Source organism: Thiohalorhabdus sp. (assembly GCF_036628635.1).
In the GTDB taxonomy this organism is placed as follows: domain Bacteria; phylum Pseudomonadota; class Gammaproteobacteria; order Thiohalorhabdales; family Thiohalorhabdaceae; genus Thiohalorhabdus.
The window spans coordinates 1-15,048 of sequence record NZ_JAZKRM010000006.1 but is presented as its reverse complement, the minus strand read 5'-3'; the positions used below and the strand labels follow the sequence as shown (position 1 = coordinate 15,048).

Here is a 15,048-nt window from a genome sequence, read left to right as displayed (position 1 = left end):
GCACCCCTTCCGGAAAGGGCTCTCGGGTCCGGACCAGCCATTAAGGCGCAGGCTCTCGGTACGGCGGGCCGAGCAGGCGGGCGGCCTCCTCGGGGGTATTCACATTGACCCACCAGGGCCCAGGAACCGCGAACGGAACTCGCGGCCCGGAAAGCGCCCAGGAAATGGCCCGGCGCTGCCCCCGGCGTAGTAGCCTCAAGGCACCGCGGGCGTGCTCCGCCGGATAGAGCCCAGCCAGGGGCTGCCAGGCGCCCTCCGCCGTGCGGCCGACCACGGCCCGATCCGGATGGCGGCGGCCGGCATCAACGAGCAAATCGGGGCGAGCGCGGGGCAGATCCAGCGCCAGAACCAGGTAGTAATCGGCGGGGAAAGCCTGGACCGCCGCCGCCACCCCCGCCAAGGGCCCGCACAGACCGGGCGGGTCGCGCAGCCAGGGCACCCAAGGCGGCGGCCTCTGGCCGGGCCCTTGCCCAGCGACAACGCGAACCCGGGCCCACGGCCAGAGACGGTGCAGGGCGGTGGCCATCAGGGGCCTACCGGTGGCATCGATCAGATCGGCTTTGGGCCGACCCATGCGGCGGCTACCGCCACCGCCCAGGACCACCCCGATGGTATTCTCGGGATGGGGCCCCTGGGGCCGGTTAATGCCCTTCCTCCGCCATGCGTTCCAGGCGCTTTCGCGCCAGGCGGGCCTCGGAGGAGTCCGGGAACCGCTCGCGCACCCGCTGCAAGGCCTGGCGGGCACCGTCGTATTCGCCCAGCTCGTAGAAGGCGTAGCCGATCTTGAGCAGGGACGCGGGCGCCTTGCGGCTCTCAGGGTACTTGTCCAATACCTGATTGAAGGCCTTCAGTGCCGGCTCGAACTCGCGCATGACATAGTGGGACTCCCCAAGCCAGTAGCGGGCGTTGGGGGCCAGGTCGCTGTCGCCGTGCTCGGCCAGGAACTGCTGGAAGGCCTCGGCGGCGGCCTCGTACTCATTGGCCTCGATGTTGGCGAAGGCGGCCTTGTAGGCCTCCTCGGCCGTTTGGGGCTGGCTTTCACCGCCATCCTCCCCGGCGGGCTGATCGCCTTCCCCGCTGGGGTCAGTCGCCTCCTCCGATCCGCTGCCTTGCTCCAGGGCCCGAAGGCGGGCGTCGACGTCCTCGTAAAGCCGCTCCTGCCGATCGGCCAACCGGTCGAGACGATGCTGCACCATTTCCAAGTCGCCTTGCCGACCCCGAACTTCCTGGCGCAGCTCCTCCATCTCCACGGTCAAGGATTCCAGGCCGTCCCGCAGGCCCTCCCTACCGGAGCGGGCCTCCTTCAGCCGAGCGACCTCCGCCTCTAGGGCCTGGACCCGCTGGCGGAGCTTTTCCTCGGCGGTCGGACCCCCTTCTTGCTCTTCCGGCCCCGCCCCCCCACCCGGTGGCGGTGGCAGACAGCCCCCCAGGATGCCGACAAGGGCCACCATGGCCGCGGCGGCCGGAAGGGGGCGCAACGGGCTAGCCCTCATCCCGATCGCGGTCATAGGCCAGGTTAACCCGCCGGTTGCGGGCGTACGCCTCCTCGGTGCTGCCTTCCATCAGGGGCTTCTCCTCACCAAAGCTGACCACCTCGAGACGCTCCGAGCTAATCCCGTTCACCAGCAAGATGCGACGCACGGATTTGGCCCGGCGCTCTCCCAGACCCAGATTGTATTCTCGGCTACCCCGCTCGTCGGCATGTCCTTCCAGGGTCACCCGAATGCCCGGATTGGCCTGGAGGTAGTCGGCGTGCTTCCGGATCCGCTTGCGCGCTTCATCCGAGAGCTTGGAGCTGTCGAATTCGAAGAACACACGGTGCTCCTCGGGCTTGGTTACGGCTTCCTCTTGGTCCGCCCCCAGGGCAGCGCCCTCGGCGGATTCGGCGGCTCCCAGGCCCTCGGCGGTGGCTCCTTCGGCCTCCTCCTGCTGCTCCTCAAGGGGCGGACCGTCCCCAGCCGTCGACGGCGGCTGTTCCTGCTCAGCTTGGCGCTCACCCGGGGTGGCGCAGCCGCCGAGGACCAACAGGCCGATCAGGCCCAGCCCGAACATCATCCCACCTTTTACGACCATGCGGTTACTCCCTTCTATCAGTTTGCGCCTCATTCGGGCAGAGGGGACCACGCCGGCTCGCGGACATCCCCGGAGCGCTCGCGCTGGATCCGCTGCTGAACATTGCCGTCCACCGATACGGTGGCCAGCTCGCCGGCCCCGCCGGGACCCTGTGTAGCGTACAGGATCATGCGGCCATTGGGGGCAAAGCTGGGCGCCTCATTGAGGCCGAAGCCCGTGACGGTACGCATGGATCCACTGTCCAGCTCCATCACCGCGATGGCGAAGCGATTGCCATCGCCGTGGACAAAGGCCAGGCGGTCACCCCGTGGGGACCAGCTCGGGGCGGCGTTGTAGCGGCCCTCGAAGGTCAGCCGCTCGGGCTCGCCCCCGGTGGCGGCGACCCGGTAAAGCTGAGGTGTGCCGCCCCGGTCGGAGGTGAATACGAGGTTCTCACCTTCTGGCCCCCAGGTGGGCTCGGTGTCGATACCCCCGCTGCGGGTCAGCCGGCGCATGCGGCGGGAGCCCAGATCCAGCACATAGAGCTCGGGGTTGCCGGCCTTGGACAGGGTCAGGGCCAGTTTTTCCCCTTCCGGTGAGAACACCGGGGCGGAATTGATGCCCTCGTAAGCGGCCAGGGTGGAGCGCTTGCCACTTTCCAGATCCTGCACATAGACCGTGGATCCTCCCCGCTCGAAGGAGACATAGGCCAACCGCTTGCCCTCGGGACCCCAGGCCGGAGACATGACAGGCTCGCCGCTGGTGAGCACCGTTCTCGGGTTGGCTCCGTCGGCGTCGGCGACCATAAGCCGGAAGCGCCCATCTTCTTTGACCACATAGGCCAGCCGAGTGTTGAAGGCCCCCGACCAGCCGACCAGCTCGGTGTGGATGCGGTCGGCAATGCGGTGGCCCACCTCGCGCAGCTTTCCGGCATCGACCACATAGCGCACACCGGTTAGCTGAGCCTGATCGTAGACGTCGAACAGTCGGAACCGCACCTCCACTTGGCCTTCCGCGGCCGGCAACATGCGCCCGATAACCAGGGCATCGGCCCCCACCAGCCGCCAGTCCTTGTAGGTTACGCCGTTCGGGCTGTGGGGCCGGCTCAGGAACGCCTTCGGGTCGACCGGGCGGAACAGGCCGGAGCGTTTCAGGTCGCCCGCCACCAAACCACCGAGGTCAAAGGGGCGCTCGCCTTCGCCTTCCCAGCCGAATGGCACCACCGCCACCGGAAACGGATCGCGCACCCCCTGACGGATGTCGATGGAGAGCACGGCGCCGGCAGCCGGCACCCAGCCGGCCAGAACGACGGCGGCCAGCAGCGGCAAGATTCGCATCATTGGACCATATCCGGGCTGAAGTGGAGCTCAAGCTCCTGAAAATACTGGGTGGGACCGTCGGGCATGGGGAAAGGGGCCGCCTTCTCCACCGCCCGTACCACCGAGCTGTTGAAGTAACCGGGCCCGTTAGAGGCCACCACCTCCGGTGGCGCCGCCAGTTCGCCGCCGGTGGTAAGGGCGATCCGGACCCTAGCCGACAGCTCGCCGCGATCCTCGAGCCCCGGGGGTAACAGCCAGTTGGACTGGACCCGGCTGCGCACCGCCTCCTGGAAACGGGCCACCGCTTGCCGCTGGCGCAGGGAGCCTCTCTTCGCGTCGCCCTGGTCGGCCACCTCGGCGATCCGGTTAGACAGCTCCTCGCTCAGGATGGGCTCGGGCTCTGAAGGCTTTTCCGGGGCGCTATTCTTCGCGGGCCCCGGCTCGCCTTCCTCAGGCTTCTCCCGCTCGGGCTCCTCGGGCTCGGGTGCCGTTTCCTCCGGCTCCGGCGCCGGCTCTTTCTTCTCCGGCTCGCGCTTGGCCAGGCGCTTCTTGAGCACCGCCTGCTCCGGGGTCTTGATCGCCGGCCCCGGGGTCTTGTCGGGTGCGGAATCGGGCTCGGGAACCGCCTGGGCCTCGGGCCGAGGCTTTGGGGCGGACTCCCCGGGGTCGGCCTCCCGCTCGGTGGCAGCATCCGCCGGCTCCGGGCTTTCCGGCTGAGCGGGCGCCTCGGCCTTGGACTCCGGAGCCACCAAGCGGGCCTCCATGGGCTGGGGCTCGGGCGGTTCGGTATGACTAAGCAAGGTCCATACCAACCCCGCAGAGAGCATGAGAACGTGCACCAGCACGGAAAAAGTCAGACCCTGCAGCCAGAGGCGGTTCATCCCTGACTCAGCGGCTCGGTGACCAGATCCACCTTTTGGATACCGCCCTGACGGAGCAAATTCAGCGCCACCACCACCGCTTCGTAGGGAACATCCTTCTGCCCCCGAAGCAGGACCCGTTGCGCGGCCCCTTCCGCCAGTATGGCCTGGACCTTGGCGGCCAGGTTCTCGCGCGGGTTGGCGATGCGGGTTTTCTGCAAGTAGATGCCGTCCTGCCGGACGGTCACCTCAAGCGGCTCCCGCTCCGCCTTCAGGGGCGCCGATTGGGTCTGGGGCAGATCCACCTTGACGCCTTGGGTCAGCATGGGGGCGGTCATCATGAACACCACGAGAAGCACCAGCACCACGTCCACTAAGGGGATGATGTTGATCTCGCCCATGAGCTTGCGGCGACGATAGGCCATGCCGGCGCCCTACCCTGCCTGCCGCTCGAACACGCCGGTGAGATCGTCGGCGAAATTCTCCAGACGGGTGTGATGGTGCTCCACCCGGCGGGTTAGCATATTGTAGGCTACTACGGCGGGGATCGCCGCACCCAGACCGAAGGCGGTGGCGATCAGGGCCTCGGCGATGCCCGGGGCCACCACCGCCAGGGTGGCCTGGCCCATGGCGCCGATGTTTTGGAAGCTGTTCATGATGCCCCAGACCGTACCGAATAGCCCCACGAAGGGCGCCGCCGAGGCCACCACGGCCAGGTAGGCGAGGTTGCTATCGAGCCGGTCGACATGCTGGCTAACCGCCACCCGCATGGCGCGACGGGCGGCTTCCCGAACGTCGCCCCGCGGCAGGCCGTCCTCCAGTAATCGCCGCACCTGGTGGTAGCCGGCGCGCAAAACCGCCGCCGAGCCGCTGCGAGCGGCCTCGCGCTCCCGCCCGATCCCGGTCACTAGCTGGTCCAGATCCCTGGCCCGATGATAGAGACCGTCGAAAGCCTGCTCGGCTCGAGAGGCCCCCAACATCTCCCGGGCCTTGACATAGATCACCACCCAGGAGGCTACCGAGGCCGCCAGCAGCACCAACATTACCCCCTGCACCAGGGGGCCGGCTCCCAGGATCAGGTCCCATGCCGAGTAGGTGGTCTCGCCTTCCATCGCGTTTGCGGGCTCCCATGTCGTTGTTCGGGGACGCCGCCGCCGGAAATCGGGCTTGGGCGCCTATCAAAACGGTTGCGGAGGGCGGCTGGCGCGTTACCCCTTGCCCCTCCCCGACCGGCCCCGGTGTGGGCTTCAGTCGCTGCGCGGTGTCCGCCTCCCAGCCGGCCTGGTGCGGTGCCCGCCCCCGCCTGGTTTTTTAAATCGGCGAAGCAGCGAAGCGGTCCGCGCGACGTTTTTCAACGGGCGGTTAGTGGCCGTAGCCCAGGGCCTGGCGTATCCCCTCGGGGATGCGGGCGGGTTGGAAGCTCTCCCCCTCGACGCAAGCCACCGTCACCCTGCCCTGGCACAGCGGGCGGTGCTCATCCTGCCGATAGACCGCCTGCTCGAACACCACCCGGGCCCGACCCAGCTCCGCCACCTCCGTAATCACGCGCAGGAGATCGTTGAATACCGCTGGGCGCAGATAGTCCACCTCGACCCGACAGACAACGAACAGGACCCCCTGTTTCCCCGCCAGGGCGTCCTGCTCGAAGCCCAGGGAGCGCAGCAGCTCGGTGCGACCGCGCTCGAAGAAGCGCAGGTAGTTGGCGTAATAGACCCCGCCACCGTGATCGGTGTCCTCGTAGTACACCCGGACGGGCATCTCCCCCACCACGGTGGTCAAAGCAGCCGGTCCTGGCTTGCGCCTTCGGCCCCCTCACCGCCCAGGCCCAAATGACGGTAGGCCAGGGGGGTGGCGCAGCGTCCCCGGGCAGTGCGCTGCAGATAGCCTTGCTGGATCAGGTAGGGCTCGAGCACATCCTCGATGGTATCGGCCTCTTCGCCGATGGCCGCCGCCAGGTTAGTCAAGCCCACAGGCCCGCCGCCGAATTTCTCGATCAGGGCCCCAAGCAATTTCTGGTCCAGCTTGTCCAGTCCCGCCGGATCCACCTCCAGCATGGCCAGGGCGTCGTCGGCCACGGCGCGGGTGACGACGCCGTCGGCACGCACCTCGGCGCAATCGCGGACGCGCCGCAGCAGACGGTTGGCCACCCGGGGCGTGCCGCGCGAGCGCCGGGCGATCTCACAGGCGCCCTCGGCCTCCACCGTTACCCCCAGGAGACGGGCGGAGCGCTCCACGATCCGGGCCAAGTCCTCGAGCCCATAGAAATCAAGGCGCAAGGTGATCCCGAAGCGGTCGCGCAGCGGCGACGTCAGCAGGCCGGCGCGGGTGGTGGCGCCCACCAGGGTAAACGGCGGCAGGTCCAGCTTGATGGAGCGCGCCGCCGGGCCCTCGCCGATGACGATGTCGATCTGGTAATCCTCCAGAGCCGGGTAGAGGACCTCCTCCACGGCCGGTGGCAGGCGGTGGATCTCGTCGATGAACAGGACATCGAAGGGGGCCAGGTTGGTGAGCAGGGCGGCCAGATCGCCGGCCTTCTCCAGCACCGGCCCGGAGGTCACCTTGAGGCTGGCCCCCATCTCGTTGGCGATGATGTGGGCCAGGGTGGTCTTGCCCAGACCCGGGGGGCCGAACAAAAGGCAGTGGTCCAGGGACTCGCCGCGCTCCCGGGCCGCCGGCACGAACACCTCTAGGTGCTCACGCACCCGCGGCTGGCCTTCGTATTCGGCCAGTCGGTGAGGCCGCAGAACAGTGTCCTGGCCGCCCTCTTCGCCGGTGGCTTGGGCGTCGATGACGCGTTCGGGCTGGGGGTCCGGCTCCATATCCGCTTACCTGGCCATTTGCCGGAGCGAGCGCTTGAGCAGCTCCTCCACCGACAGGTCCGCCTCGCCGACGCCGCCCACCGCGCGCTCGGCCTGTTCGGCACTGTAGCCCAGCTCTTGGAGCGCCGCCACTGCTTCCTGCCGGGGCCCGCCGCTGGCAGGCCCGGCCGACGGCCCACCGCTGCCCTCCTCGCCGGCCGCCGGCGCCTGGAGCGTGTCGCGCAGCTCCATCACCAATCGCTGCGCGGTCTTCTTGCCGATGCCCGGGACCTGGCTCATGCGCGCCAGGTCGTTGTCCTGCACGCAGCGCCACAGCTCCGCCGGCGGCAGACCGGACAGCACCTGCAGTGCGAGCTTGGCGCCCACGCCGCTGACGCGCAGCAGCGCAGTGAACAGCCGCTGCTCGTCCCGCGTCAGGAAGCCGAACAGCTGGATGGCATCGTCGCGCACCACGGTGTGGATGCGCAGGCTCACCTCCTCACCCACCGCGGGAAGGTGGTAGAAGGTGGACAGCGGCGCGTCAACGGTGTAGCCCACGCCGCCGGCCTCGACGATCAGGGTAGGGGGCTCCTTCTCCAGGACGGGGCCGCGCAGGTGGCCGATCATGACCGTTTACCGCCAGGGGCGCCAGCGGCCCGCAGGCGGGCGCCGGCTTGGAGGTGATGGCTGTGGCAAACGGCAACCGCCAGGGCGTCGGCGGCGTCCTCGGGGGCGGCCTCGGGCAGGCCCAGCAGGCGTTGGATCATGAAGCCCACCTGGTCCTTGCCGGCCGATCCGCGCCCCACCACCGCCTCCTTGATCACGGCCGGGGTGTACTCGCCCACCTCCAGGCCGGCATCCACCAGGGCGGCGATGGCGGCGCCGCGGGCCTGGCCCAGCTTAAGGGCGGAATCGATGTTGCGCTTGACGTAGACGGTCTCCACCGCTGCCGCCTCGGCACCGTAGTCCCCTACCGCAGCACACACCTCGCGGAAGAGGTGGCCGAGCCGCTCGGGGAAAGGGCCATCGCCCAGGCCCAGGGCCCGATAATGGAGGGCGTGCAGTCGGCCGCCTTCGGCCTCGACGATCCCGATCCCGGTCGTCCGGGATCCCGGGTCGATGCCGACTACCCGCATGCCCCCTCCTTACCCTTGGGCCCGCAGCCGCGGCCTAGGCCGTGACCCGCTCGAAGACCTCATCGGGGATGTCGTAGTTGGCGTAGACGTTCTGGACGTCGTCGGAGTCCTCGAGGGCCTCGAGCAGCTTGAGCACCTGCTCCGCCTGCTTACCCTCGACGTGCACGGTGGTCTCGGGCTTCATGGTCACCTCGGCCACCGACGGCTGCCAGCCGGCGGTCTCCATATTGGCCTTGACGTCGGTGAAGTCCCTCGGCTCGGTGTAGACCGTGAACTGCCCGGCCTCGGCCTCCATGTCGTCGGCCCCAGCCTCCATGGCGGCCTCCAGGAGGGCGTCCTCGTCGATGTCCTCGCCGTCGAATACCAGCATGCCCACCTTGTGGAACAGGTGCTCGGCGCAGCCGTTCTCGCCCAGGTTGCCGCCGTGCTTGGAGAAACTGTTGCGGATCTCGCTGACGGTGCGGTTCTTGTTGTCGGTCATGGCTTCCACCAGCACCGCCACACCACCGGGGGCGTAGCCCTCGTAGGTGGCCTCCTCGTAGCTGACCCCTTCCAGCTCGCCCGTGCCGCGCTTGATGGCGCGGTCGATGTTGTCCTTGGGCATGTTGTTGGCCAGGGCCTTGTCAACCGCCTGGCGAAGCCGGGAATTGGCCTCGGGGTCGCCGCCGCCCATACGGGCGGCCACGGTGATCTCCTTGATCAGACGGGTGAAGATCTTGCCCCGCTTGGCATCCTGCGCCGCCTTGCGGTGCTTGATGTTAGCCCATTTGCTGTGCCCGGCCATGGCCGAACCTCCTGCTGCGGGCACCGCCCCGGAAGGGCCGGTGGGGAATCCGGTCTGAGTCGCCGCGTTAGAGACGCGGCTAACGTTGCCGGGATTCTAGCACAGCCCCCGGGCCGGCTCACCATTGCCGTCGAAACGGCCAGTTTGGAGAAAGTGAGCGGTCGCTTCCACGACCGGTTGGCGGAACATCAGGCCCATGTGGCCCACCGGCAAGGTAACCACCTCGACACCGTCTAGGCAGGTTTCGGCTACCCGCACCATGCCGTCGTTGGGGCCTTCGAGCAGCCAGCGGGTCCACCAGCGGCTGCGCGTACCGGCGATGATGCCCACCACACCCGACGGCACCGGCAGTTGGCTCGGCCGCCCCGCGGCCACCTCGCGTCCCGCCATGCCCAGCCACCATCGCCCCGCGCGCGATTGCCTCAGGAAGTCCGTCCCCGACGGCCGCTGATTGGGCGTGCCCAGCATGACCGTCCGCGCCCCCTCGAACCACGCCGGGTTGCGCGCCGCCAGTGCGCGCAGGATTACGCCGCCCAGGCTGTGACCGACGAAATGCAGGGGCTGGCCCGGGGTAAAGCGCTCGCCCAGCCAGGCATCCAGGGCAGCCGCGTGGTCGGCAATGGTGCCGTGGCGGGTCCGGTAGTCGAAGCGGTGGGGGTTGAACCCGTACCGGCGCAGACGCCGGGCCAATGGCACCAAGGTCAGGGACCGCATCCACAGGCCGTGAATCAGGACCACCGGCCGTCCGGGCCCGCTCACCGGTCGGGTGTCCTCAGGAGCCACCGCCGGCTGCGGTCTTACTGATCCGCAGCCCCAGCTCGTTGAGCTGGCCCGGCTCCACCTCCGCCGGGGCCTGGGTCTGCAGGCAGCTGGCGCGCTGAGTCTTGGGGAAGGCGATGACGTCGCGGATGGAATCGGACCCGGCGAGCAGCGCCACCAGGCGGTCGATACCAAAGGCCAGGCCGCCGTGCGGGGGCGCCCCGAAGCGGAAGGCATCGAGCAGGAAGCCGAACTTCTCCTGGGCCGCCTCGGCATCGATACCGAGGGCGCTGAACACCCGTCGCTGGGTGTCGGGGTCGTGGATACGGATGGAGCCGCCGGCGACCTCGGCGCCGTTGAGGACCAGATCGTAGGCCCGCGACAGGCAGCCACCGGGGTCGGCTTCCAGCCTGTCCACGTGCTCCGGATAGGGCGCGGTAAACGGATGGTGCAGGGGCTCGAACCGCCGGGTCTCGTCGTCCCACTCGAACATGGGGAAGTCGGTGATCCACAACGGCGCCCAACCGGACCCGGTGAAGCCGCGGCCCAGGCCCAGCCGCTCGCGCAGGGCACCCAGGGCCTCGTTGACCACGATGCGGGTGTCGGCGCCGAAGAAGATCATGTCCCCGGTCTCGGCGCCGGTGCGCTCGAGCACGGTGGCGACCACTGCCTCGGGCAGGAACTTGAGGATGGGCGACTGCAGACCGTCGCTGCCGGCGGCGGCGTCGTTGACCTTGATGTAGGCCAGACCCTTGGCCCCGTAGCGGCCGACGAACTCGGTGTAGTCGTCGATCTCCTTGCGCGACAGCTCACCGCCGCCGGGCAGGCGCAGGGCGGCGACCCGGCCGCCGCTCACCGCCGGCTCGCGGAAGACCTTGAAGTCCACCTCGGCCATGACGTCGGTGAGCTCGGTGAGCTCGAGGGGATTGCGCATGTCCGGGCGGTCGCTGCCGAAGCGGCGGGTGGCCTCGGCGTAGGTCATGCGCGGGAAAGGCTCGGGCAGCCCGGGCTCGTCCACCGCCTCGAACACCTGGCGGACCATGGCCTCCGTCAGGTCGATGATGGCCTCCTCCTCCAGGAAGGAGACCTCCAGATCGAGCTGGGTGAACTCGGGCTGGCGGTCAGCGCGCAGATCCTCGTCGCGGAAGCACTTGGCCACCTGGTAATAGCGCTCCATGCCGGCGGCCATGAGCAGCTGCTTGAACAACTGGGGGCTCTGCGGCAGGGCGAAGAAGGCACCGGGATGGGTCCGCGACGGCACCAGGTAGTCGCGCGCGCCTTCGGGCGTGGAGCGGGTCAGCACCGGGGTTTCCACCTCCACGAAATCGCGGTCGTCGAGGAAGCGGTGCATGGTCTGGATGACGCGGTGGCGCAGGCGCAGGTTGGCCGCCATCTCGGGCCGTCGCAGGTCGATGTAGCGGTGGCGCAGCCGGATCTCCTCGCCCACGCCCTCGGCTTCGTCCAGCTGGAAGGGCGGCGTCTCGGCCTGGTTGAGCACCGCCAGATCCTCGGCCACCAGCTCCACCTCACCGGTGCCCAGCTCGGGGTTGCGGGTGCCTTCCGGCCGCTCGCGCAGGGTGCCGCGCACCCACAGCACCCACTCGTTGCGCAGCTGGTGGGCGTCGCCGAAGATGGCCTCCTGGTCCGGATGGAAGACCACCTGCAGCAGCCCGGAACGGTCGCGCAGATCGATGAAAATGACCCCGCCGTGATCACGGCGGCGGTGCACCCAGCCGCAGACGGCGAGCTCGGCGCCGATATCATCGCGCCCAAGATCGGTGCAAAGATGGCTGCGCATGGTCGTCCTTCCTGAATTGGCCCGCGCGCCCCGGGCACGCAAAGGCGCAAATGGTACGGCGCCCGGCCCCGCCAAGCAAGGTAGGGCCTCTTTCGGGCCTTTAGCCAGGACCGAGGCGGGTTGCCCTAGCGCCTGATTCCCCCACTACGCAGCCGGTCCAGGGGACCCGGCCGAGCGGCTGGGAATGCCCAGACAGACCCCTGGGATCGGTATAAGCGTCCCTTGGCCCATGCTTCGCGGGCAAGGGCGGATAGCCATTGCGGGCTAAAAGCTGGCCCGTCCCCCAGCTCCTTCAGTAAATTCGCGGAGATCCATCCATTATCGGGGGCCGTTTCCCGGAAGGGAGAAGCGTGGCAGGGCAGGTTGCCGGGTCGGAACAGGCGAGCGGGGCCGTCCAGTCCCAACCCCGGGAAGAGCGCAAGCTGCCCGGCGGGTGCTGCTCCGGGAAAACAGCCAGACCTTCGCCGCCGTCACCTTCCATTACCTGGACCAGTTCAAGCTCCAGGTGCGTCATGTAATCACCGCCGAGACGCCGCTCGACGAACTGGGCTTCGAGTTCGCCTCGGTGCTGTCCGATTTCTTCTCGGACGGCGAGCGCACCGGTATGGATTTCGGGCGGCGGATTCGGGCGCGGGACGATGCCCTTTCGCTACTGCCCATGCAAAAGGTCACCAGCCCCGAGGGGGCCGACAACCACATCGCCAGCTAGCGGTACGTGGCCAAAGACGAGACATCCACGACCCCTTCCATCCGGAAGAGCTATTCGCCCGCATGAACAAACTGCTGGCCCTGCGCTACGCCTACAAGAAGCTTTACACCCAGAAAAAGGTTATGGAACGGCTGTCGGTCACCGACGGCCTGACCAACCTCTACAACAAGCGCTTCCTCACCGACGAGGCCCCTTCTCTCCTCGAGAACGCCCAGCGCGGCGGGTCAGCCCCTGTCCCTTCTCATCGTAGACCTGGGCCACTTCACGGACCTCAACGATCGTCACGGCCAAGACGTGGGCGAACGGCACTCAGGGGGTGGGCCCAGACCAGCGAGGAGGAATTTCAGGAGGTCAATTTGATCGCCCGGTACGGCGACGAGGAGTTCGTCGTGGTCACGCCCGGCAGCGACCCGAACCACGCCGCCGAGCGGGCCCAGCGCTTGCTCTTGCACCTACAGGGCCTTTCCCCGGAGCTACCCATACCGCCAGCATCGGCATCAGCGGCCATCGGCCCGACAAGCCGGAGCCGGACTCCGACCAGCTGTTCCGCGAGGCCGATCAGGCCCTGTACAAGGCCAAGGACAGCGGCCGCAACCGGGTTGCCGTTTGGACCGTGCCCGACGGCCACCCAGAGGTGCACTCCACCGCCTGAGCGCTTCTGCCTGCCTCACCAGCTCAGGGCCGCCACCGCCGTCAGCACGGCGAGCGCAGACCGTGATAGATCGCCGAGACCGTATACAGCGCCACCAGGGAGGCGCCGAACAGGGCGCTGCCTCCCACCAGATCCGGATCCTCGTACCCAGTCGGGGCATGGGTCAGGTTGTTCAGGCGCCCCTCGCGGGCATCGTGGCCAGTCGGCTTGGCCGACCCCAACGCTGCGGGTGAACCACTGGACCTATTCGGCCGACGCCATCTGGCTCTGCAGGTAGTTGGGCAGTCCCACCTTGTCGATCAGCTCGAGCTGAGTCTCCAGGAAGTCCACGTGCTCCTCCTCGTCGTCGAGGATCTTCTGGAACAGCGCTTTGGACACATCATCGCTATGGTCGCGGCAGTAGTTGATGGCCTCGCGCAGCACCGGATTGGCCTCGTGCTCCAGGGCGAGGTCGTTGCGCAGTTGCTCCTGGACGTCCTCGCCGATGCGCAGCTTCTTGATATCCTGCAGATTGGGCAGGCCCTCGAGGAACAGGATCTGCTCCATGAGCTCCTCGGCGTGCCGCATCTCGTCGATGCTCTCATCCCGGGTCACCTTGGCCAGATTCTCCAGTCCCCAGTCCGCGCACATCTTGGCGTGCACAAAATACTGGTTGATGGCCGTCAGCTCATTGGTAATGGCCTGATTGAGATACTCGATGACCTTGCTATCACCCTTCATGGCGAGCTCCGATCCGATTACATTGTGGCGCCCTCCCCGCCCAGGGCGGCGGAACCGGGCACTAGGCAATAAATAGTAACCTCCCAGTCTGACCTAGGGAACCCCATATCCACCATTAAAAAATTGCAAGTGGCTGACAAAAAAAGCTTTTTATTGCTAACAACTTTAATTTTTACCACCGTTAAAGCCCTATCCGCCGGCGCCCGCTTGCTCCAGAGCCGGAAGCGCCCGCTCCAGGGCGGTGACGCTGGCGCTTTCCAGGAACAGGCAAGGCATACCGGAGCGCTTGCAGTGGTCCTTGACGCAGCGGGTGGCCTGGTGGCTGACACAATCCACGGGGCACACCACCTGATCGGCCCGCTCCAGCAACTGCCGCAGACGCTGGCCACTGTGCTCGATGCCGCCGTCGTGGTAGAGGAGCTCGCCCCCCGCTTCCTCCACCACCTCCCGGTAACGGTCGCTCAGGCCCCGGCGTCCCCCGACGCACAGGATGCAGCGGCCGTTCAGGTCGGGCCGGCAGGCCGGCTCACCGCTCGCCTCCCCGGCCACTTCTTCACACCCAACCGGGGCCGGAGACTTGGCTGCCGAGGGATTGTTCGCGGCGGCAGCCTCCCGCGCCTGCTCGGCTCGATCCGCGCGCCGGGCATGGTGGCGCACCTCGCGCTCGAGCTGCTGGATGCGACGCTCAAGGGCGCGGGTGCGCTCGCCCTGCTCCCACTCACGGAGGGCGACCTCCGCCTGCGAGGCCCTTGACTCGGCCTGTCGAGCCCGATCCCGCCAACGGTCCCGCTCCTCCAGGGTCCGCTGCTTCGCGTTCAAGTGCTCGTGGGCCCGCTGCTCGGCACGGCCAAGCTGATCAGACAGCTCCTTGGCGCGCGACTCCAGCTCCGAAAGGCGGCGCAAACCCGAGCGTATGCCAGCCCCTACCTGATGGCCGAGCATGTGGATCTCTCCGTAGATCTCGTAGGCCAAGCCCGCGGTGGTGGCGGGGTGGCTGACGAGCGCCCAGAAGGCCCCGGCGATGCGGCCCTCGGCAAGATCCCCCTGCCATTGTTGGCGCAGGGCCTGCTCGTCGCGCAGGCGTCGGAAACGGCGCACCGCGCCCCGATAGCGGCGGTCGAGCAGGCCCTGCAGGCGCTGGCTCAGCGGGTTTTTCTCGCCCGCCATGCCCACGAAGCGGGTGTGCACCTCGTAGTCAGACAGCCCGCGCACCTCGCCCAGGCCCACCTCCGGCGCCAGGCCCCGCAGCTCGTCCACTCCCAGGCAGGTGCCAATGACGGCGCAGTGGAAGCGGTGCGGCAGGTGCCAGAGCTTGCGCCGAGCCTTGCCGGGCGCTTGGCTCTCGCCCCGGAACACCGAGGCCTCGCTCCGGCAGCATTGATCGGACTCGGGCAAGCGGACGGCGGGAGCCGGCGCCGTGGAGGGCCCCGATCGCTTCGGGAACAGCTCCGCGACGGGATC

Annotated in this window: 19 protein-coding genes; 2 read left to right on the top strand and 17 right to left on the bottom strand. The window is 68.2% G+C overall.

Annotation, left to right across the window (positions count from 1 at the left end):
* Positions 1 to 40 precede the first annotated feature (40 nt).
* The 14 genes from mobA to aspS form a co-directional block, all read right to left on the bottom strand.
* Positions 41 to 604: a molybdenum cofactor guanylyltransferase gene (gene mobA, locus V5A19_RS03400; protein WP_332317906.1), complete on the bottom strand. Its 564-nt coding sequence runs from the start codon at positions 602 to 604 to the stop codon at positions 41 to 43.
* Positions 605 to 641: 37 nt separating this feature from the next.
* Positions 642 to 1,478: a tol-pal system protein YbgF gene (gene ybgF / locus V5A19_RS03395; protein WP_332317905.1), complete on the bottom strand. Its 837-nt coding sequence runs from the start codon at positions 1,476 to 1,478 to the stop codon at positions 642 to 644.
* Positions 1,479 to 1,482: 4 nt separating this feature from the next.
* A complete protein-coding gene (gene pal, locus V5A19_RS03390) occupies positions 1,483 to 2,073 on the bottom strand; it encodes a peptidoglycan-associated lipoprotein Pal (RefSeq protein ID WP_332317904.1) in 591 nt (196 codons plus the stop codon).
* Between the two features lie 29 nt (positions 2,074 to 2,102).
* Positions 2,103 to 3,392: a Tol-Pal system beta propeller repeat protein TolB gene (gene tolB / locus V5A19_RS03385; protein ID WP_332317903.1), complete on the bottom strand. Its 1,290-nt coding sequence runs from the start codon at positions 3,390 to 3,392 to the stop codon at positions 2,103 to 2,105.
* Positions 3,389 to 4,252 carry a cell envelope integrity protein TolA gene (locus V5A19_RS03380; RefSeq protein ID WP_332317902.1) on the bottom strand — a complete coding sequence of 288 codons (864 nt, stop codon included), beginning with the start codon at positions 4,250 to 4,252 and terminating at the stop codon, positions 3,389 to 3,391. The genes tolB and V5A19_RS03380 overlap by 4 nt, the downstream gene beginning before the upstream one ends.
* On the bottom strand, positions 4,249 to 4,656 hold the full coding sequence (locus tag V5A19_RS03375) for a biopolymer transporter ExbD (protein ID WP_332317901.1): 408 nt from the start codon (positions 4,654 to 4,656) through the stop codon (positions 4,249 to 4,251). Before V5A19_RS03375 ends, V5A19_RS03380 begins: the two co-directional genes overlap by 4 nt.
* A 9-nt stretch (positions 4,657 to 4,665) precedes the next feature.
* Positions 4,666 to 5,343, bottom strand: a complete 678-nt coding sequence (tolQ, locus tag V5A19_RS03370) for a protein TolQ (RefSeq protein WP_332317900.1) — start codon at positions 5,341 to 5,343, stop codon at positions 4,666 to 4,668.
* Between the two features lie 250 nt (positions 5,344 to 5,593).
* Positions 5,594 to 6,001 (bottom strand): tol-pal system-associated acyl-CoA thioesterase, encoded by a 408-nt coding sequence (ybgC, locus tag V5A19_RS03365; protein WP_332317989.1) that lies wholly within the window; start codon positions 5,999 to 6,001, stop codon positions 5,594 to 5,596.
* Positions 6,002 to 6,006: 5 nt separating this feature from the next.
* Positions 6,007 to 7,050, bottom strand: coding sequence for a Holliday junction branch migration DNA helicase RuvB (ruvB, locus tag V5A19_RS03360; RefSeq protein WP_332317899.1), 1,044 nt, complete (start codon positions 7,048 to 7,050; stop codon positions 6,007 to 6,009).
* 6 nt (positions 7,051 to 7,056) lie between these two features.
* Complete coding sequence (gene ruvA / locus V5A19_RS03355; RefSeq protein WP_332317898.1) at positions 7,057 to 7,656, bottom strand: Holliday junction branch migration protein RuvA; 600 nt, start codon at positions 7,654 to 7,656, stop codon at positions 7,057 to 7,059.
* On the bottom strand, positions 7,653 to 8,165 hold the full coding sequence (gene ruvC / locus V5A19_RS03350) for a crossover junction endodeoxyribonuclease RuvC (protein WP_332317897.1): 513 nt from the start codon (positions 8,163 to 8,165) through the stop codon (positions 7,653 to 7,655). Before ruvC ends, ruvA begins: the two co-directional genes overlap by 4 nt.
* Positions 8,166 to 8,199: 34 nt before the next feature.
* On the bottom strand, positions 8,200 to 8,949 hold the full coding sequence (locus tag V5A19_RS03345) for a YebC/PmpR family DNA-binding transcriptional regulator (RefSeq protein WP_332317896.1): 750 nt from the start codon (positions 8,947 to 8,949) through the stop codon (positions 8,200 to 8,202).
* A 96-nt stretch (positions 8,950 to 9,045) separates the two neighbouring features.
* Complete coding sequence (locus V5A19_RS03340) at positions 9,046 to 9,708, bottom strand: alpha/beta fold hydrolase (RefSeq protein ID WP_332317895.1); 663 nt, start codon at positions 9,706 to 9,708, stop codon at positions 9,046 to 9,048.
* A gap of 13 nt (positions 9,709 to 9,721) precedes the next feature.
* Positions 9,722 to 11,506 (bottom strand): aspartate--tRNA ligase, encoded by a 1,785-nt coding sequence (gene aspS, locus V5A19_RS03335; RefSeq protein ID WP_332317894.1) that lies wholly within the window; start codon positions 11,504 to 11,506, stop codon positions 9,722 to 9,724.
* Positions 11,507 to 11,939: 433 nt separating this feature from the next.
* On the opposite strand from aspS, the gene V5A19_RS03330 reads away from it, so the two are divergent.
* Together V5A19_RS03330 and V5A19_RS14290 are read left to right on the top strand one after the other, a co-directional pair.
* The gene (locus tag V5A19_RS03330; protein ID WP_332317893.1) at positions 11,940 to 12,215 is read left to right on the top strand and encodes a hypothetical protein; all 276 of its coding nucleotides are present in this window, start codon (positions 11,940 to 11,942) and stop codon (positions 12,213 to 12,215) included.
* Positions 12,216 to 12,531: 316 nt separating this feature from the next.
* A complete protein-coding gene (locus tag V5A19_RS14290; protein WP_443081406.1) occupies positions 12,532 to 12,867 on the top strand; it encodes a GGDEF domain-containing protein in 336 nt (111 codons plus the stop codon).
* 41 nt (positions 12,868 to 12,908) lie between these two features.
* Here the strand turns inward: V5A19_RS14290 and V5A19_RS03325 are convergent, their stop codons facing one another.
* The 3 genes from V5A19_RS03325 to V5A19_RS03315 all read right to left on the bottom strand — a co-directional run.
* A complete protein-coding gene (locus V5A19_RS03325) occupies positions 12,909 to 13,088 on the bottom strand; it encodes a hypothetical protein (RefSeq protein ID WP_332317892.1) in 180 nt (59 codons plus the stop codon).
* Between the two features lie 22 nt (positions 13,089 to 13,110).
* Entirely contained in the window at positions 13,111 to 13,587 is a 477-nt protein-coding gene (bfr, locus tag V5A19_RS03320) for a bacterioferritin (protein ID WP_332317891.1), read from the bottom strand.
* Between the two features lie 189 nt (positions 13,588 to 13,776).
* A partial coding sequence (locus V5A19_RS03315; protein WP_332327704.1) for a DUF2325 domain-containing protein occupies positions 13,777 to 15,048 on the bottom strand: 1,272 nt, incomplete at its 5' end.

What these genes read in the sequence shown, in the direction of transcription:
- ruvC (WP_332317897.1), bottom strand. Translation starts at nt 8,165, where the DNA reads ATGCGGGTAGTCGGCATCGACCCGGGATCCCGGACGACCGGGATCGGG.
- aspS (WP_332317894.1), bottom strand. Translation starts at nt 11,506, where the DNA reads ATGCGCAGCCATCTTTGCACCGATCTTGGGCGCGATGATATCGGCGCC.
- bfr (WP_332317891.1), bottom strand. Translation starts at nt 13,587, where the DNA reads ATGAAGGGTGATAGCAAGGTCATCGAGTATCTCAATCAGGCCATTACC.
- tolB (WP_332317903.1), bottom strand. Translation starts at nt 3,392, where the DNA reads ATGATGCGAATCTTGCCGCTGCTGGCCGCCGTCGTTCTGGCCGGCTGG.
- ruvA (WP_332317898.1), bottom strand. Translation starts at nt 7,656, where the DNA reads ATGATCGGCCACCTGCGCGGCCCCGTCCTGGAGAAGGAGCCCCCTACC.
- tolQ (WP_332317900.1), bottom strand. Translation starts at nt 5,343, where the DNA reads ATGGAAGGCGAGACCACCTACTCGGCATGGGACCTGATCCTGGGAGCC.
- V5A19_RS03345 (WP_332317896.1), bottom strand. Translation starts at nt 8,949, where the DNA reads ATGGCCGGGCACAGCAAATGGGCTAACATCAAGCACCGCAAGGCGGCG.
- pal (WP_332317904.1), bottom strand. Translation starts at nt 2,073, where the DNA reads ATGGTCGTAAAAGGTGGGATGATGTTCGGGCTGGGCCTGATCGGCCTG.
- V5A19_RS03375 (WP_332317901.1), bottom strand. Translation starts at nt 4,656, where the DNA reads ATGGCCTATCGTCGCCGCAAGCTCATGGGCGAGATCAACATCATCCCC.
- ruvB (WP_332317899.1), bottom strand. Translation starts at nt 7,050, where the DNA reads ATGGAGCCGGACCCCCAGCCCGAACGCGTCATCGACGCCCAAGCCACC.
- V5A19_RS03380 (WP_332317902.1), bottom strand. Translation starts at nt 4,252, where the DNA reads ATGAACCGCCTCTGGCTGCAGGGTCTGACTTTTTCCGTGCTGGTGCAC.